Here is a 23971-nt window from a genome sequence, read left to right as displayed (position 1 = left end):
TCACGCGTGTCGTCCGGGCCTCGCGCCCCGACCCCGTGCCGCTGCCCCACGCCGTAGGACGGAAGAGATCACACAGGCAATGGATCATCCTGTCCGGCTCTCCGGGTACCGTCAGGGTATGAGTCATCCGCACCCTGAGTTGAAGGCCGCCCCTGCCCTGCCGGAAGGAGGGCTGCGTGTCATCGCCCTGGGGGGCCTGGGTGAGATCGGCCGCAACATGACCGTCTTCGAGCACGCCGGCAAGCTGCTCATCGTCGACTGCGGCGTGCTGTTCCCCGAGGAGACCCAGCCCGGCGTGGATGTGATCCTGCCGGACTTCACCTCGATCCGGGACCGGTTGGACGACGTCGTGGCCGTGGTCCTCACCCATGGCCACGAGGACCACATCGGCGGTGTTCCGTACCTGCTGCGTGAGCGGTCCGACATCCCGGTCGTCGGCTCCAAGCTGACGCTGGCGTTCCTGGAGGCCAAGCTCAAGGAACACGGGATCCGGCCGCGCCCGGTGCGGGTGCGGGAGGGCGACCGGCGCTCCTTCGGGCCCTTCGACTGCGAGTTCGTGGCGGTCAACCACTCCATCCCCGACAGCCTCGCGGTCGCGATCCGCACGCGGGCCGGGATGGTGCTGCACACCGGCGACTTCAAGATGGACCAGTTCCCCCTCGACGACCGCATCACCGATCTGCGCGCCTTCGCCCGCCTCGGCGAGGAGGGCGTGGACCTGTTCCTCACCGACTCCACGAACGCCGAGGTACCCGGCTTCACCACGTCCGAGCGTGAGCTGAACCCGGCGATCGAACAGGTGATGCGCACCGCGCCGCGCCGGGTCATCGTCTCCAGCTTCGCCAGCCATGTGCACCGCATCCAGCAGGTCCTGGACGCCGCCCATCAGTACGGCCGCAAGGTCGCCTTCGTCGGCCGGTCGATGGTCCGCAACATGGGCATCGCCCGTGACCTGGGCTATCTCAAGGTCCCCTCGGGTCTGGTCGTGAGCACGAAGGAGCTGGAGAAGCTCCCGGACCACAAGGTCACTCTGGTGTGCACCGGCTCCCAGGGCGAGCCCATGGCCGCGCTGTCACGGATGGCCAACCGGGACCACATGATCCGCATCGGCAAGGGCGACACCGTCCTGCTCGCCAGCTCCCTCATCCCCGGCAACGAGAACGCCATCTACCGGGTGATCAACGGACTCACCCGGTGGGGTGCCCACGTGGTCCACAAGGGCAACGCCAAGGTGCACGTCTCCGGGCACGCGAGCGCCGGCGAACTCGTCTACTGCTACAACATCGTCAAGCCCCGCAACGTCATGCCGGTGCACGGCGAATGGCGCCACCTGCGGGCCAACGCCGACCTCGCCATCCGAACGGGCGTCGATCCCGAACGGGTCGTCATCGCCGAGGACGGCGTCGTGGTCGACCTCGTGGACGGGCGCGCATCCATCACCGGGAAGGTCCCCGCAGGCAACGTCTACGTGGACGGCATGGAAGTGGGCGGCGCCACCGAAGCCTCCCTCAAGGACCGCCTCACCCTCGCGGAGGAGGGCGTGGTCACGGTGGTGGCCATCGTCGACGCGGACACGGGCGCGCTCGCCGAGGCTCCCGACTTCCTGGCCCGCGGCTTCGTCCACGACGACACCACCTTCGAACCGGTCATCCCCGTCATCGAGAAAACCCTGGCCACCGCGGCGGAGGAAGGCGTAGGGGACCCGCGCCAACTCGAACAACTCCTCGCCCGCGCCGTGGCGAACTGGGCGTTCCGCACCCACCGGCGCAAGCCCCTCATCATCCCCGTCATCATCGACGCCTGAGCCGCGGGGCGGCGGGCGCCAAGGAACGCGCGCGGGGCCGGGGAGCACACCCTCGGGCGTCGTCGCCTCGGCGACGCGACGTCCGGCTCCCCGGCCGGTCCGGTGCCCGCCCGGCGAACATCCCACGTGGGAGTGCGCTCTTCCGGGTGCACTCGAGGCAGCATGCCTGCATCGACTGCGTAGAAAATCTGTCGTGACGACAGTAGAAATTCGTGGATCGCGGAGTTATGCTGTTCCACGTACCCAGGAGTCGAAGTGAGCGCGGCAGACAGGAACTGCCGCGCAGGCACGTGAAGCAAGGCGCGGCCCGCGGGTCGCGAGCATCCGCATCAACAGCGGTACCACCCGTGTAACCGAAGGTAAGGAGCGAAAGCACCATCAGGATCGCCCGGGCGAGCGAGTCAGCCCGGGTACCGCAGACCCCGGATTGGAAGGTGGTCCCCGGTCACGCATCCGCGATCCCCGCAGCACCGCCCTCGCGGGCGGATCTCCCTGCGGATACAGAAGGTCGGCGCAATGCGCCGGTAGATGGTGTTGAAAGCTCGGGGCCCGGACGCCAGGACGGCGTTCGGGCCCCCCGACGCGTCCCCGGAAGAAGAGGTCTATGCCCCCTGCCGCATCGCGTGCCGTCGACAACCTCGACGACGACGACTATCCCGCCTACACGATGGGCCGGGCCGCCGAGATGCTCGGCACCACCCCCGCTTTCCTCCGAGCCCTCGGCGACCACCGCCTGATCACTCCTCTGCGCTCCGAAGGCGGCCACCGGCGTTACTCCCGCTACCAGCTGCGCATCGCCGCCCGGGCTCGCGAGCTAGTCGACCAGGGCACTCCCATCGAGGCCGCCTGCCGCATCGTCATCCTCGAAGACCAACTCGACGAAGCACAGCGCATCAACGAGGAACTGCGCGCACACGGCCCGCGGCCGAAGCCCTCCGCCTGACCCTGCGGACCGGACTGTCGCCCGCCGCGTCGCACCGCCGTGCTGTCCAGCGTCGCACGCACGTTGCATCGGGCATGCGCGGGTGACTGCTGCGCGCGGTGGCGTTCGGACCGTCCGGGGTGGGGACACCGGCGGACGGCCCGGTCACTCGGTCAGCCCCTCAGGGCGCCCACGGCTTGAGCAAGTCCTTCATGCTGTCGGCCATGGCGAACTGCAGGAGCGGGCCGTAGGTGATGCGGCGGACGCCGAGACGGCGGAACCGCCCGAGGTCGTGCTTGGCGGGATGGGCGGTGGAGTTCACCGGAACGTCGACGGCCCCGGTCACGGCGGCGAGCAGTTCGTCGTTGTCCTGGATACCCACCGGGTAGACGCTGTCGGCGCCGGCCTCTTCCATGGCCCGCAGTCGCGCGACGGCGTCATCGAGGACGCCGGAAGCGTCCGGCGCGTGCAGGAAGAGGTCGGTGCGCCCGTTCACCCACACGGGGACCCCTGCGTCGTCAGCGGCCGCGCGCAGGTCGGCCACGAATCGTGCGTGCTCGTCCGTGCTCCGCACACGGCCACCGTCCGAGTGGACGGTGTCCTCGATGTTGAGGCCGACGCCGCCGACCTGGATGAGCCCCGCGATGAGGTCGGCGGGCTTCTGCCCGTACCCGGACTCCAGATCCACGGAGACGGGGACGTCGACCGCCGCGATGATGGGGCGGACAGCGGCGATCACCTCCTCGAAGGTCTGCCCCTCGTGGTCATCGGCTCCTCGGGAGTCCGCCAGGGGATGGCTGCCGATCGTCAGCGCGGGGAACCCGGCGGCCACCGCCGTCCGGGCGGACCAGACGTCCCAGACGGTCGGCAGCACGAGCGGCTCGTCCTGGGCGTGCATTTGCTTGAGGCGCTGAGCGCGGTCAACAGTGGTGTGAAAGTCCATGCGAGGAACGCTACCCCGGGACTCCAGGACAAAGGGCGCCCAGCTGTTGCCCGTTGATGTGAGCGTGCACTGCGATGTGGATTTCGGTCGGGGCAGCCGACTGTTCCCTGCGGTCACCGGCCCACGGCGCATACCTGGTTCTCGTCGGTCCAGGGGCTGCCCCGTCGGCAGGGCACGGCGATTCCGGATGCGAGACTGACCCGCATGTTCACTCAGCTGCTGGTGGCCACCGGTGTACTCGCTGTCCTGACCATGGTTCCCGGCCCGGACATGGCGGTGGTGACGAAACGAGCCCTCGTGGCCGGATGGCAGGACGGCCTGCGCACGGTCGGCGGCATCACGGCAGGCCTGCTCGTATGGGGTGCGCTCACCGTGGCCGGCTTGGCCGCCGTCCTTGCCACGTCCGCGACGGCCTACACGGTCGTCAAGCTCGCCGGTGCCGTCTACCTGGGCATCCTGGGAGTCCAGGCTCTGCTGCAGAGCCGGCGCAGCCGTTCCGGGAGCCCGGCGACGGGCGACGCCCCTGCCCCGGCCGGCAATCCGTGGCGCACCGGGCTGATCAGCAACCTCTTCAACCCGAAGATCGCCGTCTTCTACACGGGCCTGCTGCCCACGCTCGCGCCGTCCGGTGTTTCGCCCCACCTGGGGATGACCCTGCTGGTCCTCATCCACGCGAGCCTCACATGCCTCTGGCTCGGCGGCTATGTGCTGGTGCTGGCCCGGGCTCGTGCCTTCTTCGAGAAGCCTGCCGTGCGCCGCACCACGAACCGCGTCACCGGTGTCGTCCTGATCGGATTCGGGGTCAAGGTCGCCCTGTCCCGGCCCTGAGCCGTGAGCGCTGTGGAGCCGTGACGCCATGCCAGGCGCTGCGGTGGGCATCGCAGGCGTAGGTGTCCGAAGCGTCGGCGACTCCGTGGGACGCCGACCGGCGCCGCCGACGCTTCAACCGTCTCATCGGCGGGGCACCCCTCATTTGGTGGACAGGGACGGCGTGCTCGCGGATGCCGAGGCGGACGGCGACGGCAGCGCCCGCCCGTACAGGCCGTTCTCGTCCGGGCACGGCGGTTTCGGCTGTCAGGCCGAGGCCGGCAGCGGCGGGTCCGATCAACGACCGGGCGTCAGGTGTGGGAGAGGGCGAACGAGACCAGAAAGCCGCTGACGGTGACCAGCCCGATGGCCAGGTGCGCGTCCTGGAACGCCTCGGGGATCATCGTGTCGGCGGTCATCGCGAGGATCGCTCCTGCGGCCACCGCGGTGACGGCCGCGATCACCGTGGGGGAGAAGTGGCTGCCCGCGGTGTAGCCGAGGACAGCGGAGAGCGTGGAGGCGGCGGCGATGGCCCCCCAGACGCCGAAGACGTAGGCCTTGCTGCGTCCTGCCTTCTTCATCCCCGCCGAGCTGGACAGCCCTTCGGGGACGTTGCTGATGAACACGGCCGCCACCGTCACCATGCTCACCGCTCCGCCGTCGAGCAGGCTCACGCCGATGACGGCCGACTCCGGGACACCGTCGAGCAGCGCACCGAACGCCAGGGCGAGACCGGAGCCGCTTTGCTGCTGCTCGGAGGGCTGGGTCTGGTCGTGATGGTGTCCGGAGCGTTTGCGGTGCCTGGCGCCGCGGCGGGCCAGCCAGATGTTGCCCGCGGTGTAGGCGCCGGCGCCGACCAGCGTGCCGACCACGGCCGGGGGCAGGCCCCCTTGCTCGTACGCCTCTCCGAGCAGTTCGAAGCTGACGGCCGACAGCAGCACGCCGGCCCCGAAGGCCATCACCGTCGCGATCACCCACTGCGGCACCCGAAGCCCGTACCCCACGACCGCTCCGAGGAGCAGGGCCGAACCTGCCACCAGACCCCACAACCCCGCCTGAAGCACCTCTGTCATGGATCGTGAGTACCCGGCGCCCGCCCGCATCATCTTCCCGTCGGCGGCGCACCTGCGCCGAGCCGATGGAACGCCTCATCCCGGCAGGCCGACGATCCTGGCACGGACGGCGTGGCGGACCCGCAGGTCGGACTCTCGAAGGAGGGGACGGCCGATCCGGCGGAGCCCGGGGAGGTACGGGGCAGGGCGGTCCGCGCCGCGCCCGTTCGGCCGACAGCGCGGGCGGTCCCTGGCTCGTTGTGGGGACGTGGACGACGAACGCAGCGACCGGGACCGGTCACCGTACGGAGCGGGGCGACACCGTCGCGCGCTGAGGTTCCTCACCGAGGCCGCTCTCGCCCGCCGTCTGGGCGTGACGGCGAGGGTGCCGACCTCGCCCGGGCCGGCCGCGTCGAACGGGACCGGCCCGTGCGACGGCTGGTGCCCGCTCGTAGGCTGCCGCCATGACCGAGATTCACAACCCGACGCCTCGCGACGCGTTCGAACTGCTCATGGCCGGTAACCAGCGCTTCGTCTCCGGCACCCCCGAGCACCCGAATCAGGACGCCACCCGCCGCACCGAGACCGCCCCCTCGCAGCAGCCTTTCGCCGTGCTGTTCGGGTGCTCGGACTCGCGCCTGGCCGCCGAGATCATCTTCGACCGCGGCCTGGGAGACCTGTTCGTGGTGCGCACCGCGGGGCATGTCGCCGGTGCCGAGGTCCTCGGTTCCATCGAGTACGGCGTGAGCGTGCTCGACGCCCCGCTCGTCGTCGTACTCGGCCACGACTCGTGCGGGGCCATCGCAGCGGCCCGCGCCGCGGCCGACGGCGGCCAGGTGCCCGGCGGCTTCGTCCGTGACGTCGTCGAACGGGTGACCCCGAGCGTGCTGGCGGCCAGGGCCACCGGACGCGAGACGGCCGACGAGATCCTGGCCGGGCACATCGAGAACACCGTGGACCTGCTGCTGGAACGCTCCCGCGTGCTGGCCGAGCGGGTGGCAGCGGGCCGCGTCGGCGTGGTGGGGCTGTCCTACCGGCTGGCCGACGGCAGTGCGCAGCTCATCGCCTCCCGCGGCCTCGATGCCGTGGCCCCCGCCGCGTCCTGACCGTCCCGCCCGTAGCCGGCCGGGTGTGATGCCCGGCCGAAGGCACTCCGTATATGTGGGGGGATCCACCGGGTCCCCCCACGATCACCCCGGGTACGCACCCGGAGCAGCGGTCAGGGGAGCGCGACGGCGCTGGTCACACGGTGGCCCGGGGCCCCGCGGCGCGGCGGAGCCGGTTGGCGATCGCCAGTCCCAGGCCCTCTTCCGCCGGCAGGGACGCCACGATGAGGTCGCACCCCCGCTGGTCGAGTTCGCGCAGGTACCCGTACAGCCCGCGCGCGTAGGCGGCCATGGAGCCGGGGACCTGCACGACCGCGTGCGCCTTCACCTCGGCGCCGCCGAGAGCGGCGGGTAGGAAGACGCCGACCCGGTGGCCCAGTTCCTGCGCCAGCTCAGCCTCGGCGACGACCTTCTCCGGTTCGACCAGTACGACCCGGGCGCGCGGCGCGTAGTGCGACGGATGCTGTCCCGGAACCCGGATGTGACTGGAAGCGGGGACCGCGAGCGTGCACCCGAGCACCGCTTCGAGGTCCTCGCGCGTCACCCCGCCGGGCCGCAGAATGGTCGGGATCTCGCCCGTGGCGTCGACGATCGTCGACTCGACACCGACCTCACAGGCGCCGCCGTCCAGCACGAAGTCGACGGCATCACCGAGCTCGGCCCGGACGTCGTCCGCGGTCGTGGGGCTCACCGAGCCGAAGCGGTTCGCGGACGGGGCCGTGACACCTCCACCGAAGGCCGACAGCAGCGCGAGCGCGACGGGGTGGTCGGGCACGCGCACCGCCACCGTCTCCAGGCCACCGGTCGCCTCCAACGGCACCCGGCGCCCGCGCCGCAGGACCAGCGTCAGCGGCCCCGGCCAGAAGTGTTCGGCCAGCAGACGGGCGGTCGCCGGTACCTCCTGCACCCAGTCGTCCAGCAGCTCGGCCCCGCCGATGTGGACGATCAGCGGATGCGAGGGCGGGCGCCCCTTGACCTGGAAGATGCGCGAGACGGCGGCGGGGTCCTCGGCGTTGGCGCCCAGACCGTAGACGGTCTCGGTCGGGAGGGCCACCAGGCCCCCGGCGCGCAGCACACCGGCCGCCTTCTCGATGTCACTGGTTCCTGCCTTCACCCTCGCAATCCTAGATGGTCGAGGACCAGCGACCGTCCCGATCGTTTTCGGCGCCGGGCACGGTTCCGGTGATCCCCGGAGCTGTTCACGATCACGTGCCGGACTACGTGCTCCCGTGGGGTCATGCGGTCACAGCAGGGGGAGGCCGTCGCCGCCGAGGAGCTGCCATCCGGAGGCGGGGAGCCCGAGCTGTGAGGTGGTGAGCATCTTGCTCCCGGAGGTGGCGGGCCGGGTGGTGCCCCCGGGCAGGATCCACGCGGCTCCGGCGTAACCGTTCTCCCCGTTCGCGGTCACGACGAGTTCTGGACGCCCGTCGCGGTTGACGTCGCCGGCCGACAGGGTCGTGCCGAAGTGGTCGCCGCTCTCGCTGCCGCCGGGGACGCCCGTGGTGTCCTGGGTGTAGGCATAGGCGCCGGAGCCCGGGGTGCCGGTGCGTCTGCCGGGGATGACCGTGACCATGCCGGCGCCGGCGACGGTGCCGAGTTTCTCGCCGGGCGCGCCTACGGCGATGTCGCCGACGCCGTCGCGGTCGAAGTCCGCGACCACGACCGACGCGCCGAAGTCGTCACCCTTCTCGCCGGATCCGGGGACGCCGGTGGTGTCCTGGGACACGACGACGGGTTCGGCGTCGGTGGGGACACCTGCCGCACTGCCGTACCAGATGAGGATGCGCCCGCCGAGTTCGCCGTCGACTCCGCGCTGCTCGGGCTCGTCGGGGTCACCCGCGACGATGTCGCCGTATCCGTCGCCGTTGACGTCGCCGACCGTGGCCACCAGCGCGTCGCCATGGGTCAGGGGGACGCTCCACAGAGGTTCGTTCTCGGGGTTGACGTGGATTCGCCCACCGGTGTGTCCGCCGGCGCGCCCTGTCACAGCGACGGTGTCGGCGCTGCCGTGGTGATCGAGGTCGCCCGCGGTCACTGAACCGAACCACTCACCCAGTCCCATTCCCGCAGAGGCAGGCCCTGCCGACCGGGTGAAAGGGCCCCGGAAGGTCTGTGTGTAGTTCCAGCCGCCGACTGTCACCAGGCTGGTGGAAGAGGAACCCTTGCCGACAGCGGCGACGTCCCGCCCGATACGGTCGAAGTCCTCGGGGTCGTCCGGAGTCGGCAGCGCCCGCCCGGACACCAGGCCCGACCGGCTGCCCCACAGGATGCTGACCATGCCCTTGTCCGCACCCTGCGCGAGGTCCTCATAAGGCGCGCCGACGACCAGGTCGGCGTAGCCGTCCCGGTCGAGGTCGGCGGAGGCTGTCGAGGCACCGAAGTAATCGCCGCGCTCGGCGCTTCCGGGCACGCCGGGGGAGTTCTGAGTGATCAGGACGCGGGACTTGGCCGACAGCCCGGAGGCGGAGCCGTACAGGACGATCACAGCGCCCGCGTCCTCCCGTCCGGCGACATCGGCGCCGGGCACCCGCAGCACCACGTCGCGGTAGCCGTCACCGTTGAAGTCCGCGGGCACGGTGTCTCCGGCGGCGTGCGCGCTCGGAACCTGCACACTGCCGAGCAGCCCGGCGAGCACGACTGTGGCAACAGCCCAACCTCTGCGCCCGCGCTCGTCCTTCACCCTCATCCTGCTTCTCCCACCTCGAAGATGCCGCCGTCGAGGGGACAGCAGCTGGAACCGTCCAAGCACCGAGAGGCGTGCCGCGGATCGGGGTCGGAAGGCCTGGCCCGGGCCAGAGGCACTGCTGCCTGCCCCGCGGAAGTCCAGTCGGGCCAACAGTTGTTGACGATGTCGCCGACCACGGTGATGCAGACATCTGCCTGAGGCGGACACCCCCCCCTCCAGCGATCCGCTGTCGCACGAGTGAGCGGATGCTATCAACGAATGGAGGGCGGCGAGAGCACGGTTGGCTGGACCGCTCGACGATGCCGGAACGGCCGGCGATCGTCCTCGTCGGGCCGGCTGAGCACCTCGTACGACCTGGGGCGTTCGCGTGGCCCCGGTGTGAAAACCCTGTGGAAGCGGTGTCGGTGGGGCGTCCTATGATGCGCCGGACGATCACGCGGACCAGGGGAGGGCGCGACATGTTCGGCACGTTGTTCGGCAGGGGCGGGGACGGACCGGGGGCGGATCCGTACGCTCTTCCGGCGCCGCGCAGGAAGAACGGGACGTACGCCCTGCGCGCCCTCGGGGACACACGGGTGCTGGCGGTCGAGGAGGCTGCGGGCGCAGGTGACTGGGAGGCGGTCAAGGCCGCCCTGGCCCCCTTCGACCTGGGCCGCGACCACCCGGTCCTCGCCAAACTGGCCGTCCTGGACGGGGTGCAGGACTGGATCGGCCGCGCCGTCGAGGAGGACAAGGAGCACCGGGCCCTGGCCCTGCTGATATCCGGGGCGCGGCATGTCAACTGGGGCTGGGAGGCCCGGACCAGCGCGCGTGCCGTGGACGTCACCCGGGAGCAGTGGCAGGTCTTCCACCAGCGGCTCCGGATCGCGGAGCAGCAGTTGTTCGAGGCGGCCGAGCTGCGTCCGGACTGGATCACGCCGTGGCGCCACCTGCTCACCTCCGCACGCGGTATGTCGCTCGGCTCCGCGGTCGCGGAGACCCGGCGCGACGCCGCCCTGCGCCGCGATCCGCTCGACCTGGAGGTCCACCTCGAATGGCTGTCCCAGCTCCAGCCCCGCTGGGGCGGTGAGCCGGGCGAGGCGCTGGAGTTCGCCCGCGCCGCGTTCGCCGAGGCACCCGACGGGCACCGGCTCGGCTGCGTGGTGGCCATGGCGTACATCGAGGAGTGGGTGGAGTCCGACGACCAGTCCTGCCTCCAGCAGCCCCGGATCCGGACCGAGTTGAGGCAGGCGGCGGAGCGCAGCGTCCTGCACCACGCCTATGAGCGCCGCCTGGGCTGGCAGGGCGACTACAACATCTTCGCCATGGCCCTGTCCCTGGCCGGGAGCAGCACCGCCTCGAACGTCTTCCGCGAGCTGGAGGGCGCGTACACCGAGTGGCCGTGGACGTACATGTCCGAACCGCAGAAGACGTACGCGCGCCTCCGCAAAGCCTTCTGAGCCCCGCCTCGCCCTCTTCCGCCGCCCGTCGCACGCCTTCACACCCCGGACCGCCGATGACGACCCTGCCCGAGAACACCGCCGACCGCACCTTCCAGGTCGACCTGCGCGGCCTCGTCGACCTGCTCTCCCACCACCTCTACTCCAGCCCCCGCGTCTACCTGCGCGAACTGATGCAGAACGCGGTGGACGCGCTCACCGCCCGGTACTCGCTCGAACCCGCGGCCCCCGCCGGCACCTTCGGTATCCGGCTGTACGCCGACACCGCCGTGGTCCGCGTCGAGGACGACGGCGTCGGCCTCACCGAGGCCGACGTGCACACCTTCCTGGCCACGATCGGCCGCAGCAGCAAACGCGCCGACGGCATCGCCGAGCAACGCGGCGACTTCATCGGCCAGTTCGGCATCGGCCTGCTGTCCTGCTTCCTCGTCGCGGACGAGATCCACGTGGTCAGCCGGTCCGCCCGGACGCCCGACGCGCCCGCCGTGGAGTGGCGGGGACGCGGCGACGGCAGCTACACCGTGCGCACCCTGCCCGCCTCCGCCCGGCCCCGGCCCGGCACCACCGTCACACTGACCCCGCGCGCCGACGCCGGCGAGTGGACCCGGCCCGCGCAGGTACGGTCCCTGGCCGGGCACTTCGGCTCGCTGCTGCGCCACCCGGTGACCTTCGACGACGGCACAGGCCCCGCCGTCCCGGTCAACCCCGAGACGGCGCCCTGGACACGGACGTACCCGACGCCGGGCGCCCGCTCCCGCGCGCTGGCCGCCTACGGCGAGGAGGTGTTCGGCTTCGCCCCGCTGGACACCATCGAGCTGGACCTGCCCGCCGTGGGCCTCAAGGGCATCGCGTGCGTGCTGCCGGAGGCGGTGCCGGCCGGGCGCCGTCACGGCCACCGGGTGCACGTCAAGGGCATGCTGCTGTCGGAGCAGGCGGAGGAGATCCTGCCCGACTGGGCGTTCTTCGTCCGCTGCGTCGTCGACGCGGAGAGCCTGCGTCCGACGGCGTCCCGCGAGGCCCTGTACGAGGACGACACCCTGGCCGCCGTCCGGGACGCGCTCGCCGAGAAGCTGCGCGCGTGGATCGCCCGCGTCGCCGCCAGCGACCCGGACCTGCTGCACCGCTTCCTCCAGGCGCACCACCTGTCGGTGAAGTCGCTCGCCGTGCACGACGACGAGATCCTGCGGATGCTGCTGCCGTGGCTGCCGTTCGAGACGACCGACGGCCACTGCACCCTGGACGAGTTCTCCCGCACCCACCGCACCGTGCTGGTGACGTCCAGCGTGGAGGAGTTCCGGCAGGTCGCGGCCATCGCGTCCGCCGCCGGGCTCGGCGTGGTCAACGGCGGCTACACCTACGACCGCGAACTGGCCCACCGGCTGCCGGAGATCAGGCCCGAGGTGAGCGTCGCCGACCTCGACCCGGCGACCCTGACCGCGCACCTCGACCCGGTCGACCGGGAGACGGAGCTGGCCGCCGCGGCCTACCTGGCGCTCGCCCGGGACGCCCTCGTGGTGTTCGACTGCGATGTCGCGCTGCGCGCCTTCCAGCCGGCTTCCGCCCCAGCTCTGCTCGTCGACAGCCGCGAGGCACGGCACGAGCGCACCCGCTCCCGGCTCGCCCGTGAGCAGGACGGCGGCCTGTGGGGCGACATCCTCGGCGCCCTGCAACAGGAGGCCCCGCGCGCCCAGTTGATTCTCAACCAGCTCAACCCGCTGGTGCGCACCGCCGTCACGATCGACGAGCCCGAACTGGCCCGCACCAGCGCGGAGGCGCTGTACGGGCAGGCCGCGCTGCTGTCCCGGCGCCCGCTCAGGCCCGCCGAGTCCAGCCTCATCAACCGCTCCTTCCTCGACCTTCTCGCCCACGCCCTGCGCAAGGACAGCTGACGATGCAGACCGCACCCCAGACCACCGACGAGCTGTACGAGGCGCTGCGGGAGAACGACCGGCGCCCCTACGGCCGCACCCGCACCGTCACGGCCGAGGAACTCGCCGAGGCGGCCGAGCTGTTCGGCGAGCCGGTGCCGCTGATCCACGCCCTCCTGGAGCTCCAGGAGGCGTACACGTACGGCTCCGAGCCCCGGAAGTCGCCGGTCGTCTTCGCCCGGCTGCTGAACCTCTTCGACGAGCAGCCCGACGTGTTCGACGACCGGCTGCGCCACCAGCTGTTCTGGCGGTTCAAGTGGGTCGCCAACGCCCTGCGCAGCCTGCCCGAGGTGCCGCTGGCCAGCCTGCGCCAGTGGCAGACGGAGATGCGCGACCGCTACGAGAAGGCCGGGCTCGACCTCCAGCCGTACTACGGACAGGCGTACCAGCTCGCCGCCCACGTCGGCGAGGACACCGCCCTCGCCTACGAGCTGTGGGCGGGCCGGACCCGCAGCCCGCTCAGCGACTGCGAGGCGTGCGAGACCTGCGAGCGGGCCCTGTACCACCTGGCGGCGGGCGACGACCAGCGGGCGTTGCGCGCCTGGGAGCCGGTGCTGGCCGGCGAGGAGTCCTGCCAGGAGGAGCCGGCCCGCTCCGTGTCGTACGCGCTGCTGCCGCTGCTGCGCGCCGGCCGCACCGACGAGGCGCGCCGGCTGCACCTGGCGGGGTACCGGGGCTGCCGCCGCAACCCCTCGATGGCCGGGGAGATCGGCCGTCACCTGGAGTTCTGCGCGCTGACCGGCAACGAGGCGCGCGGCCTGGAACTGCTCGCGGAGAACCGCACCCTGTTCGACGAGGTGGACTCGCCGCTGGCCCAGCTCGACCTGCTCACCGGTGTGGAGGTGCTCCTCGCCCGGGTCGAGACGCTGGGCCACGGGGAGCTGCCCGCCGCCGGGTTCCCCGGCCGGAGCTGGACGGTGGCGTCGCTGCGCGCGGAGGTGCGGCAGCGCGCCGACGACCTGGCCACCCGCTTCGACGCCCGCAACGGCACGACGGCCCACACCGACCGCCGCGCGGCCCGTCTCCAGAGGGCGCCGCTGCTGGAGTCGCTGGAGCTGACCCTGCGGCCGCGCACCCTGGAGGACGTCGTCCCGGCGACCGCCCCGGCCGCTCCGGCACCGGCCGAGGCGCTGCCCGAGACGCCCGCCGAACTGATCAAGCGGGCACGGGAGCTTGACGAGCAGGGCCACCCGGACGCGCACGCCTGCTGGGCCCGCCTGCGCACCCTCACCACCGCCCCGGACTACGTCCACCCGGACGACCCGGACGTCGGCCCGCTGGTGCGGCTGCGGGCGGACCTGCTGGAGGAGGAGGCGACGCTGGCGGAGCGCAAGGACGCGCACGCCGACGCGGCGACGCTGTACGAGGAGGCCGCGGGTCTGTACGAGGACACGGGGCTCGCCGGCCACGCGGTGGTCGCCCGTGCGAGAGCGGTGCTGGCGGTGACGCAGGTACCGGAGGCCGGGGGCTCGGAGGGTGCTGCTTCCGAGGGCGCCGGATCTGAGGGTGCGGATCCGCAGGCGCGGGTCGCTGCCAAGGTCGCGATGTTCGCCGAGGCCCACGCGGAGCTGGTGCGGCTGCACGAGCAGGCGTCCGGGATCGCCCCGTACCTGGAGGCGCGGTTGCTGCGCCTGCGGGTGAGCGCACGGGGCCTGCGACTCCAGGCCTCGGGGGACAGCGAGCACGTGCCCCCGATCCTCGCCGAGGCGGAACTGCTGCACGACTTCGCCACGCGACACGCCCTCACCGGGCAGATCGCCGCCGCCCGGCTGCTGCGAGCGACCACGCACGCCATGGCCGGTGACCTGCCCGCCGCGCTCGCCGAGACGGACGGACTGGTCGAGCTGCTGCGGACGGACGGTCCCGCCTGGCACCTGCCCCGCGCGCTGTCCCTGCGCGGAAAGATCCAACTCGGCCTCGGGGACGCGGACGCCGCCCACGCGAGCCTCAGCGAAGGGGTACGGCTGGCCGCCGAGTGGCCCGCCGAAGCGGTCGACGCCGCGACCCTGCACGGCGAACTGGCGCAGGCCTGCATGAGTCTGGGCCGCGCCGATGAGGCGCTGCGCCATCTGACGCGGTCGGCGGAGCTGGAGATGCGGGCGGGAACCCGGTTCGACGCGTTCTGCACCTACAGCAACGCCGCCCAGATCAGCCTCGACCTGGGCCGGATCGAGGACTGCATCGCGCTGCTCGACTCCCTGCTCGTGGAGCCGGACGTCGTCGGCGGCGAGTTGGACGACCGGCTCGTCGCCCAGCTGCGCCTGACCCGCGCCCGCGCGCTGCGCGCCGGTGACGACCTCAAGGCCGCCACGGCGGAGTTCGTCGCCCTCGCGGCCGAGTCGGCCGGCTGGGACGACGACCCGGGCAGCCACGCCATGATCGCGGCGGAGACGGCCATGCTGCTCGGCGAGGCCGGTGAGTTCGCCAGGGCCCGGGAGGCCGTGGACCAGGCGCTCGCCGCCCACGCCGGCGCCCCTCGGTACGAGCAGGTCAGCAACGCCCTGCGGGAGCTGGCCCGGCTCCAGGCCCAGCAGCAGGGCCCCGAGGGCCTGACCGAAGCCCGCGCCTTCCTGGACGACGCCGGCCGGGTCGCCGACGCGGCCCGCGCCGCCGGCTTCGAGGCGCACGGCCGCTCCCTGGACACGGCCCTGGCCTACGAGCACGGGCGGATCAACGCGTACGCCGGTGCGTACGACGAGGCGCTGGCCGCCCTGGAGAAGGCCCTCGGGCTGCTCGGGGAGCCGGGTGAGGACCCCGACGTGGCCGGTGAGTGGGCGGAGTGCGTCCGCCTGGCCGGCGTCGTCGAGGGCGCATACCTGGAACGCCCCGCCCCGGCCCTGGCCCGGGTCGAGGCGGCGGCGTCCCGGCTGACGTCCCTCGGCCACACCGAGCAGGCCGAGTCCCTGACGGAGCTGGCCGAGCAGCTGCGCGACGAGCAGTGAACGGCGCGGGTGCCGGGGAGGCTTCCCCTCCCCGGCACCCGCGGCATCCCCTTTTCGGATCAGACCGCGGCCGAACCGCTCACGCGGGACCGCCTCGACGGACGACTTCCCCACGCATGCCGAACTGCACAAGAACGGCACGGCGGTGCTCCGGTACGGGTGCGCAACGGCCAGGACTCCGCGTCAAGGACTTCCTCCGCACCGTTTCGGCGACGTCCGATCATGGTGACCGTTCGACGAAACGAGAAGCGGGCTGCGACCGGCTGCGGTCAGCCGGCCGAGACCGCCTCCGCCGGGTCCGACGGCTCCGCGACCGCAGCGGGGGTGCCCTTGGGGCCGCGAAGGGCGATGTGGACGAGCAGGGCGCCCATGATGGCGGCCCCTGCCCACATGGCCTGCTGCCAGCCGTCGACGAAGGACTGGTGGGCTGCCTGCAGCAGTTCCGGTGCGTGCGGGCCGGTGCCGCCCGCCACCTCGACGGCGTTGGCGACACCTTCGCGCGCCGTGTTCGCGGCATCCTGGGGGACGCCGTGCAGCCTGTCGTCGATGGCGCTGCGATAGCCGGTGGACACGAGCGCGCCGAGCAGAGCGACGCCGAGTGCGGTGCCGAACTCGCGGGTGACGTCGTTGAGGGCGGAGGCGACACCCTGCCTCTCCCGCGGCAGGGAGGCGGTGACGGCTTCCGTGGACGGGGTCATCGACAGACCCATGCCGACGCCCATGGCGAGCAGGCCGGGCAGCACGGAGAGGTAGCCGCCGCTCACCGAGACGAACAGGGCCATGAGCGCCATGCCGACGCCGGCCAGTGCGATGCCCACCACCATGGTCGAGCGTGGGCCGATACCCACGGCCAGCTTCGGGGCCAGGCCGGAAGCCGTCATCATCGCGAGGGCCATGGGCATCATCGCGACCGTGGACAGCAGACCCGACCAGCCGAGTACGGCCTGGAAGAACGGGAAGAGGAGTACGCCGATGCCCGCCTGGACGCCGAAGACCACGAGGAGTGTCAGCGAGCCGGCTGACAGCCCGCGTTCCCGGAACAGCCGCACGTCGAGCAAGGAGGCGTCGCGGCGGTGCACCTCCCAGGCCACGAAGCCGACGGCGGCGACGAGCCCGACGGTCAGGCTGATCAGTGTCGCGGGGGCGGTCCAGCCACGTTCGGGACCTTCCTGCAGGACGAAGATGAGGCCGGTCACGGCGATCACGGAGACCAGGGCCCCGACGGTGTCGAATCGGTGAGCCGAGGCCTCGCGGGAGTTGGGAACCGACTTCAGTGTCATGGCCAGGGCCACGACGATCAGGACGACAGGGAGCGTGAACAGCCAGCGCCAGTCGGCGACGTCGACGAGAAGTGCGGCGAGGAACATGCCCAGGATGCCGCCGCCTCCGGCGACGCCCGTCCACACGCCGATCGCTTTGCCTCGCTGCTCTTCGGGAAACGTGGAGGTGATGACGGCCAGCGTGACCGGCATGATCATCGCGGCGCCGACGCCGCTGACCGCGCGGGCGGCGAGCATCACTGCCGCTGTCGGGGCCAGTGCGGCGACCACGGTGGCGATGCCGAAGACTCCCAGCCCGGCGACGAGCATGGGCTTGCGGCCCAGACGGTCGCCCAGGGCCCCGAGCGGCAGCAGCAGCGCGGCCAGGGCGAGGGTGTAGATGTTGATGATCCACAGGACCGTGTTCTGGGAGGCACCGAACTCCACGGCCATGTGGGTCTGCGCGACGTTCAGCCCGGTCACCGAGGCGATGACCGCCATCAGGGCGATGGAGACGGTGATCAGTATGGTGCGCAGCCGACGTGCGTCGGGGACGCCCCCGTCGCCGGCCTGTTTGGCTGGTACGGACTGGTTCGTACTCATGGATTCCTCTCACGATGGGCATGCCGAGCAGGCGCCGGAACAGGACCGGCCGCCGGTGAAGGAGGGTGGGCGGGGCGTGGGCCGTCACGCGCGTCGCCGATGCGCTCGAGCGGTGGGCCGGTGCCCCGTCCGAATGTCAGCGGTGCGGGGTCTCGCCCGGGGCCACGGCGAGGGCCGCGTCGGTGTGTGCGGTGGCCGACAGGCTGCCGATGCGGGCGCCGGTCAGCGCGCCGGGCGCTGGGTGAGCGCCGACCCGGGCGGCGCGGCGGTGGCGTCGCCGGTCACCCAGGCGCCCGGCACCTCGGTGGGGCCCGCCGTGCCGGACTCGAAGCGCCCGGCACCCCCGCCGTGCGTCACTCGCGTGCGGAGAAGAAGTGGTCACAGCCCTGGCCTCCTGCGTCGCCTCGTCACTGGTCCCTGACGTTGCGGACCAGCCACACACGACGCTAACCGCGCCTTGCGGGGAAGGCATACACTGTTGCCTATGACGCAAGAAGACGGAGACCTGGACAGCCTCGTACGCAAACGCATCCGCGCCTTGCGAGTGGCACAGGGCTGGTCCCTGGAAGAGCTGGCCTCCCGCGCCCACCTCAGTCAGTCCTCACTGAGCCGCATCGAGAACGGCCGGCGCCGTCTGGCACTGGATCAGCTGGTCACCCTCGCCCGCGCCCTGGACACCACGCTGGATCAGCTCGTGGAGACCGCCACCGACGACGTCGTCACCAGCCCGACGATCGACAGCGCCCACGGCCGGATGCGCTGGCCCATCAAGGCCGACCCAGGCATGAGCGTGGTGCGCCAGCGCATGACCGAACCGCCCCCCGAGAACCCGGCGCGCATGCGTGCCCACCCGGGGCGCGAATGGCTCGTCGTCCTGTCCGGCACGGCGATCCTCATGCTCGGTCACCGCCGCTTCCGCCTCGAACCCAACCAGGCCGCCGAATTCCCCACGATGATGCCGCACGCGATCGGCGCCGAGGGCGGGCCCTGCGAGATCCTGGGCATCTTCGACCGCGACGCCCGCCGGGGCCACCAAGGCGACGGCGGCGACGACACCCAAGACGCTCCCGCATGACGGCGCAGGCCGCCCGACGGCTCCGCGGGGACGACCTCCGGCGCGTCGGGCAGCGCCCCGCAACGGCTCCGGCCGCAGGGCGCGCGGGCGTCAAGCCCGGACTTCTGCCGCGCTGAGGTCGTCCCAGTGGACCGTGCGGTCGCACCAGCGGTCCAGGAGCCTGTCGTCATGGCCGACGGCGAGCAGTCCCGCGCCCGTGGCGGCCCGGTACTCCTCGACGGCCGCGACCAGGGCAGCGGCGGTGGAGGCGTCCAGCATCGCGGTCATCTCGTCGCAGATCAGCCAGCGCGGACGCAGGACCAGAGCGCGGGCGAGGCAGGCGCGCTGGAGCTGGCCGTCGCTGACCTCGTGCGGCCGACGGTCCAGGAGATCGGGGGTGAGGCCGACGGCCGGCGCGATGTCGGACAGACGCTGCGGTATTTCGTCGCGCCGGCCGGTGGCCCGCAAGGGCTCGGCGATGAGGTCGGTGAGGCGCAGCCGCGGGTCCGCGGACAGGCGGGGCTGTTGGAAGACGACCCCCAGTGCGGTGCGTTGGAGGCGTGGGGCGCGGTACCGCCAGCCCTGTACGGGTTCACCGTCGAGGCGCACGGTGCCGGTGTCGGGGCGGTGCAGCAGGGCCGCGACCCGGGCGAGGGTGGACTTGCCGCAGCCGCTGGGCCCCAGGAGCCCGAGGCTCTCACCGGCGGCGAGGGCCAGGGTGGCGTTGCGGACGACGGGGGCCCCTGTGTCGTATCCGGCGGTGATGTCGTGCAGTTCAAGCACGGAGGTCCTCCGGTACGTGCGGGTGATGGCAGGAGACGCCGTCGGCGGGCTGGGGCAGTGCGGTGCACGCGTCGGTGGCCCGCTCACAGCGTGGGGCGAAAGCACACCCCGCGGGGAGGTCGCCGAGTTCGGGCGGCGTGCCGGGAATGGGGGCGAAGGCGCGGTCGGGGAGGGCCTGGAGGAGACCGCGGCTGTAGGGGTGGCCAGGGCCGCAGGCCCCGAAGAAGCGGTCCGCATCGGTGACTTCGACGAGGCGGCCCGCGTACATCACGGCCACCCGGTCGGCGATGCGCTCGGCGGCGGCCAGGTCGTGGGTGATCACCAGCAGTGCCCGGCGACCCGTGTCGACGTGGCGGCGCAGTTCGTCCACGGTGTGTTCGACCAGGGCGCGGTCGAGACCGGTGGTCGGCTCGTCGGCCAGGAGCAGGGGAGCGTCGCCGACGAGGGCGAGGGCGGTGGCCGCGCGCTGGGCCATGCCGCCGGAGAGTTCGTGCGGGAAGCGGTCGAGGTGGCCGGCCGGGAAGGCGGCGCGTTCGGCGGCTGCCTCGGCCGCGGAGCGTACGGCTGCCCGCCCTCGCGTTTCGGTCAACGCGATGACGGTTTCCTCCAGGTGGGAGCGGACCGTGCGCACCGGCGTGAGGTGTGCGGCGGGGCTCTGCGGGATGAGGCCGATCAGGCGGCCTCGTACTGCCCGTGCCAGAGTTCGTTCGTCGGCGGCGAGCAGATCCAGGTCTCCGATGCGGGCCTCTCCCGCCGCCTGGGCGTTGGCGGGCAGCAGGCCGAGCAGGGCGGAGGCGAGGACCGACTTGCCGCAGCCGCTCTCGCCGATCAGGGCGAGGCATTCGCCGGGGGCCACGTCGAAGTGCGCGTCGGTGACCGCGGCGATCCGCCGCCCACCCGGCATGAGGAAGCGCACGGACAGCCCCCGTACGGTGAGGATCGGGGTTCGCCCGGTCACAGCATCAGCTCCGATCGACGGCGGGGATTGATCCGCTCGCGCCAGGCCCCGGCGAGCCCGGCGATGGCGAGCGTGGGCACGATGATGAGAAGGCCGGGGAAGAGGGTCGGCCACCACTGCCCGGCGAGCAGCGAGCCCCGCGCGCCCTGGATGAGACCGCCGAGGCTGGCCAGATGGGTGGGCAGGCCCAACCCGAGGAAGGACAGCGCGGATTCGTGCCACATGGCGTGCGGCACCATCAGGACGGCGGCCAGCGCGGCCTGCGGCAGCACGCCGGGCAGCAGATGCCGTATCGCCACACGCCACCGGGACGCCCCACCGGAGACCGCCGCGTCGATGTAGGGGCGCGCACGCAGCGACAGCACCTCCGCGCGCACGATCCGCGCGGTGGACAGCCAGTGGGTGAGCGCGACCGACACCATCACCGGCCACACGCCGGGCCGGAACATGGCGACGATGAAGATGCCCAGCAGCAGGTGCGGTACGGAGGAGAGCGTGTCGACGAGACGCATGAGACCTCGGTCGGCCCATCCGCCGAGTGCTCCGGCGGCCGCACCCACGGCCGTACCGATCAGGGTCGCGGTGAGCGCGGCGGCGACGCCGACCAGCAGGGAGACCCGCAGGCCGTAGACACACCGCAGGAGCAGGTCCCGGCCGAGGTCGTCGGTGCCGAAGGGATGCGACCAGCTCGGGGGCAGCAGCTTCGCGTGCAGGTCCACGGCCTGCTGGTCGAGTTGGACCAGGGGCGGGACGAGGATCACGGCGAGCACGGTGGCGGCGACCAGGGCCGCCGAGACGCGCACGCGCACCGTCCTGGTGGAGCGACGATCGGTGCCGTACGACCGCCAGACGGTGCCTTGAGGTGCCTCACATGTCATGGAACTCCACCCTCGGGTCGAAGAGGCCGTAGAGCAGGTCGGCGAGCAGGTTGCCGAGGAGTACGGCGGCGGTGGCCAGGGTCGTGAGGGCGGCGAGCAGCGGGAAGTCGACGGCGGTGGCCGCTTCGACGGTGGCCGCGGCGATGCCGGGCCAGCTGAAGACGCTCTCCACCAGGAGGGCTCCGGTGATGAGTTCGGGTACGCGGGAGCCGACCAGGGTGAGGACCGGGAGGAGGCCGGAGCGCAGGGCGTGGCCGAGCAGGACGGTGCGTTCGCTCACGCCCCGGGCGCGGGCGCCGCGTACCGGGTCCTCGGCGAGGGCGTCGCCGACGCCTTGACGTACGTACAGGGTGAACCAGGGCAGTTGGGAGACGGCGAGGATTCCGGCGGGCAGCACGATGTGGCGGGTGACCTGCCCGAAGGTGACCTGTTCGCTGGCGGTGTCGGTCAGACCGCCCGCGGGAAGCACGCCCCAACGGAGGGCGAACAGCCAGACCGCCAGCAGCGAGAGCCAGAAGACAGGTGCCGCCTCGAGCGCGTAGGCGAGCGACGTCACGGCCCGGTCGAGGATCGATCCCGGTCGCCGGGCCGCGAGCACACCCAGCACCGTGCCCGTCAGTACGGCCACCACGAACGCCACGGCACACAGCAGGGCGGACCACACGAGGCGTTCAGCGATCACCTGGGTGACCGGCTGCCGCATCACACTGGACTGCCCGAGGTCGCCTCCGAGCGCGGCGGCCAGCCAGTCCCACCAGCGGGAGACGAACGGCTTGTCCACGCCCAGGTTCTCCCGCAGCCGGGCCAGCGTCTCGGCGTCCGCGCCGAGGGCGGCCGTTCCGGCGTACGCCCTGACCGGGTCGAACGGGGAGGCGGCGGCGATCGCGAAGACGCCGAAGGTGACGACGAACAGGATCGGAGCGGCGAACAGCAGCCGCCGGCCCGCCAGTCGTGCCATGGCGTTCCAGGGCAGGGATCTTCCGTGGGCCGGCGTCACTTCTCGGGCTGCCAGGTCTCGAGGTTCCACCACGGCCCGGAGGCGAAGCCGTGCTCATGAGGTTCGACCTGCGTGGTCAGCCCGTCCCCCCAGCGGTCGGCGAGGACGTAGAGGTGGTGGATGTGGGTGAGGAACGTGTAACCGGGGTTCTTCACCAGTTCACGCTGGAGCTCGTCGTATGCGGCCTTGCGGGTCGCCGTGTCCGCGCTGCGGCGGCCGGTGTCGAGAGCCTTGTCGACGACCGGGTCGCGGTAGCGGGCCATGTTGTTGAAGCCGTCGCCGGCGAGGGAGGAGTGCAGGAGCGTGTAGAGACCGTAGTCGGGGTCTCCGTTGCTGCCGAAGCCCGCCAGGACCGCGTCGTCCTTCATGCGCGGCTCGATGACCTCCCAGGTGGCGCTCTCCACCTTCACCTCGATTCCGGCCTTCTTGGCGTCGGAGGCGTAGGCGAGGGCGTGGTCCTGGCGGACCTTGTCGCCGGAGGGGTAGAGGAGGGTGAAGGAGGCCCGCCGGCCGTTCTTGACGCGGATGCCGGAGTCGCCGGCCTTCCAGCCGGCGTCGTCCAGAATCCGCTGGGCCTCGCCGAGGTCCTGCTCGCGTTCGATGCCCTTGGCGAACCAGGGGGCGTCGACGGGCAGCGGCCCGTACGCGGGGCTTCCCGCGCCGTCGAGGATCGTGTCGACCATGCCCCGCCGGTCCACCGCGGCGTCCAGTGCCCGCCGGATGGCACGGTCGGCGGTGACCTTGTTTCCCTGCGGAAGGGTGACCGCGCGGAAGTCGTACGTCTTCGCCTCGTAGGTCTTCTTCGCGCCGTCGCTCTTGAAGGTGGCGGCGAGGTTGGGCGGCAGGACCGCGCCGTCGAGGTCTCCGGAACGCAGGCGGGTTGCGCGCACGTCGTCGTCCTTGATGACCGCCATGGTCACCTTCTTCACCTTCGGCGCTCCGCCCCAATAGCCCGGGTTGGCCTTGAAGGTCAGCTTCTCTCCCTTGCTCCAGGCGGCGAGCACGTACGGGCCCGTGCCGACGGGCTCGGTGTTGAGGGAGCCGGTGTTGGGATCCTGCCCCTTGGCGATGTGCTCGGGGACGACGGGCAGCACCGTGCGCCCGGCGAAGGGGGCGTAGGGGTACTTGAGGGTGAAGACCACCTTGTCGTCGCCGTCCGCGCGGACCTGCTTGATGGCGTCCAGCTCGCTGCGACTGGTGTTGTTGGTCTTCGCGTCGAGGATCGTCTCGTAGGTGAACACCACGTCGGCCGAGGTCAAGGGCTCGCCGTCGCTGAAGGTCACGCCGTCGCGCAGGGTGTAGGTGTAGGTCAGGCCGTTGTCGGTGATCTCGGGCAGGGCCTTGGCGAGGGCCGGCCTCAGCCTCAGGTCGGCGCCCCGGGCGAGCAGGCCGTCGAACACCTTCGAGTTGCCGTCCTTGCCGTAGCCGAGCAGCGGACTGAGTGTGTCCGGCTCGGACGCCACCCCGATGACGACGGAGTCGCCCCCGCCGCCGACTTCGCTGTCGCCGGGGGCCGAACAAGCGGCGACGCCGGTGAGTAGGGCCGCCGTGGCGGCGGCTGTCCGTATCCGACGGACCGTCATGGACCTCACACCCTTAATGATGATCATAAGCTGTTGCATATTACTTGCAACAAGGGATGTCAGGGCAGCAGGGGGCTCGGCTGGGTCTCCTGCCGGGTGGAGGGACGGGCACACCATGACCGGACGACCACGGCGCGCCGCTTAAGAAGGCCGGCTCGGCGAGCTGTCTGACGCGTTCGCCGAGGCTCTCGGCTCCGTCGCGGGCTTCAGGGTGCCCGGCCGGCCAA

At 71.9% G+C, this 23971-nt stretch carries 19 protein-coding genes; 8 read left to right on the top strand and 11 right to left on the bottom strand.

Going from position 1 to position 23971, the window contains the following annotated elements; genetic code table 11:
• Nucleotides 1-118 precede the first annotated feature (118 nt).
• Both ACFV46_RS13065 and ACFV46_RS13060 read left to right on the top strand, forming a co-directional pair.
• Nucleotides 119-1804: a ribonuclease J gene (locus ACFV46_RS13065; protein WP_361929835.1), complete on the top strand. Its 1686-nt coding sequence runs from the start codon at nt 119-121 to the stop codon at nt 1802-1804.
• A 604-nt stretch (nt 1805-2408) separates the two neighbouring features.
• A complete protein-coding gene (locus ACFV46_RS13060) occupies nt 2409-2747 on the top strand; it encodes a MerR family transcriptional regulator (RefSeq protein WP_283288465.1) in 339 nt (112 codons plus the stop codon).
• A gap of 160 nt (nt 2748-2907) precedes the next feature.
• Here ACFV46_RS13060 and ACFV46_RS13055 read toward each other — a convergent pair whose 3' ends face one another.
• Nucleotides 2908-3669: an isocitrate lyase/phosphoenolpyruvate mutase family protein gene (locus ACFV46_RS13055; RefSeq protein ID WP_385498125.1), complete on the bottom strand. Its 762-nt coding sequence runs from the start codon at nt 3667-3669 to the stop codon at nt 2908-2910.
• 204 nt (nt 3670-3873) lie between these two features.
• Here ACFV46_RS13055 and ACFV46_RS13050 point away from each other — a divergent pair, with 204 nt between their 5' ends.
• On the top strand, nt 3874-4497 hold the full coding sequence (locus tag ACFV46_RS13050) for a LysE family translocator (RefSeq protein ID WP_383653022.1): 624 nt from the start codon (nt 3874-3876) through the stop codon (nt 4495-4497).
• Nucleotides 4498-4787: 290 nt separating this feature from the next.
• Here the strand turns inward: ACFV46_RS13050 and ACFV46_RS13045 are convergent, their stop codons facing one another.
• Nucleotides 4788-5549 carry a ZIP family metal transporter gene (locus ACFV46_RS13045; protein ID WP_361929823.1) on the bottom strand — a complete coding sequence of 254 codons (762 nt, stop codon included), beginning with the start codon at nt 5547-5549 and terminating at the stop codon, nt 4788-4790.
• Nucleotides 5550-5992: 443 nt separating this feature from the next.
• On the opposite strand from ACFV46_RS13045, the gene ACFV46_RS13040 reads away from it, so the two are divergent.
• Nucleotides 5993-6634, top strand: a complete 642-nt coding sequence (locus tag ACFV46_RS13040) for a carbonic anhydrase (RefSeq protein ID WP_385498123.1) — start codon at nt 5993-5995, stop codon at nt 6632-6634.
• A gap of 136 nt (nt 6635-6770) precedes the next feature.
• Here ACFV46_RS13040 and ACFV46_RS13035 read toward each other — a convergent pair whose 3' ends face one another.
• A complete protein-coding gene (locus ACFV46_RS13035) occupies nt 6771-7748 on the bottom strand; it encodes an L-threonylcarbamoyladenylate synthase (RefSeq protein ID WP_385498122.1) in 978 nt (325 codons plus the stop codon).
• A 129-nt stretch (nt 7749-7877) separates the two neighbouring features.
• On the bottom strand, nt 7878-9320 hold the full coding sequence (locus ACFV46_RS13030; protein ID WP_385498121.1) for an FG-GAP repeat protein: 1443 nt from the start codon (nt 9318-9320) through the stop codon (nt 7878-7880).
• A 458-nt stretch (nt 9321-9778) separates the two neighbouring features.
• Between ACFV46_RS13030 and ACFV46_RS13025 the strand changes: the two genes are divergently transcribed.
• The 3 genes from ACFV46_RS13025 to ACFV46_RS13015 are packed head-to-tail and all read left to right on the top strand — an operon-like array spanning nt 9779 to nt 15629.
• Nucleotides 9779-10759, top strand: coding sequence for a hypothetical protein (locus tag ACFV46_RS13025; protein WP_385498120.1), 981 nt, complete (start codon nt 9779-9781; stop codon nt 10757-10759).
• A gap of 56 nt (nt 10760-10815) precedes the next feature.
• On the top strand, nt 10816-12648 hold the full coding sequence (locus tag ACFV46_RS13020) for an HSP90 family protein (RefSeq protein WP_385498119.1): 1833 nt from the start codon (nt 10816-10818) through the stop codon (nt 12646-12648).
• Between the two features lie 2 nt (nt 12649-12650).
• Nucleotides 12651-15629: a hypothetical protein gene (locus ACFV46_RS13015; protein WP_385498118.1), complete on the top strand. Its 2979-nt coding sequence runs from the start codon at nt 12651-12653 to the stop codon at nt 15627-15629.
• A 269-nt stretch (nt 15630-15898) separates the two neighbouring features.
• Here ACFV46_RS13015 and ACFV46_RS13010 read toward each other — a convergent pair whose 3' ends face one another.
• A complete protein-coding gene (locus ACFV46_RS13010; RefSeq protein ID WP_385498117.1) occupies nt 15899-17491 on the bottom strand; it encodes an MFS transporter in 1593 nt (530 codons plus the stop codon).
• Between the two features lie 222 nt (nt 17492-17713).
• A complete protein-coding gene (locus ACFV46_RS13005) occupies nt 17714-17848 on the bottom strand; it encodes a hypothetical protein (RefSeq protein ID WP_376726454.1) in 135 nt (44 codons plus the stop codon).
• A gap of 127 nt (nt 17849-17975) precedes the next feature.
• Here ACFV46_RS13005 and ACFV46_RS13000 point away from each other — a divergent pair, with 127 nt between their 5' ends.
• Nucleotides 17976-18566 (top strand): XRE family transcriptional regulator, encoded by a 591-nt coding sequence (locus ACFV46_RS13000; RefSeq protein WP_361929807.1) that lies wholly within the window; start codon nt 17976-17978, stop codon nt 18564-18566.
• A 90-nt stretch (nt 18567-18656) separates the two neighbouring features.
• Here the strand turns inward: ACFV46_RS13000 and ACFV46_RS12995 are convergent, their stop codons facing one another.
• The 5 genes from ACFV46_RS12995 to ACFV46_RS12975 are packed head-to-tail and all read right to left on the bottom strand — an operon-like array spanning nt 18657 to nt 23744.
• Nucleotides 18657-19328 (bottom strand): ABC transporter ATP-binding protein, encoded by a 672-nt coding sequence (locus tag ACFV46_RS12995; RefSeq protein WP_376726456.1) that lies wholly within the window; start codon nt 19326-19328, stop codon nt 18657-18659.
• Entirely contained in the window at nt 19321-20286 is a 966-nt protein-coding gene (locus ACFV46_RS12990) for an ABC transporter ATP-binding protein (RefSeq protein ID WP_283288436.1), read from the bottom strand. The genes ACFV46_RS12995 and ACFV46_RS12990 overlap by 8 nt, the downstream gene beginning before the upstream one ends.
• Nucleotides 20283-21164: an ABC transporter permease gene (locus ACFV46_RS12985; RefSeq protein ID WP_283288434.1), complete on the bottom strand. Its 882-nt coding sequence runs from the start codon at nt 21162-21164 to the stop codon at nt 20283-20285. The genes ACFV46_RS12990 and ACFV46_RS12985 overlap by 4 nt, the downstream gene beginning before the upstream one ends.
• The gene (locus ACFV46_RS12980) at nt 21154-22122 is read right to left on the bottom strand and encodes an ABC transporter permease (RefSeq protein WP_376726458.1); all 969 of its coding nucleotides are present in this window, start codon (nt 22120-22122) and stop codon (nt 21154-21156) included. The genes ACFV46_RS12985 and ACFV46_RS12980 overlap by 11 nt, the downstream gene beginning before the upstream one ends.
• Before the next feature lie 35 nt (nt 22123-22157).
• Nucleotides 22158-23744, bottom strand: a complete 1587-nt coding sequence (locus ACFV46_RS12975; protein WP_385498116.1) for an ABC transporter substrate-binding protein — start codon at nt 23742-23744, stop codon at nt 22158-22160.
• Nucleotides 23745-23971 lie beyond the last annotated feature (227 nt).

Source organism: Streptomyces sp. NPDC059852 (assembly GCF_042731455.1).
Taxonomy (GTDB): domain Bacteria; phylum Actinomycetota; class Actinomycetes; order Streptomycetales; family Streptomycetaceae; genus Streptomyces.
Note: the sequence above shows the minus strand (reverse complement) of the source record. Positions and strands in the feature narration are given on the sequence as shown.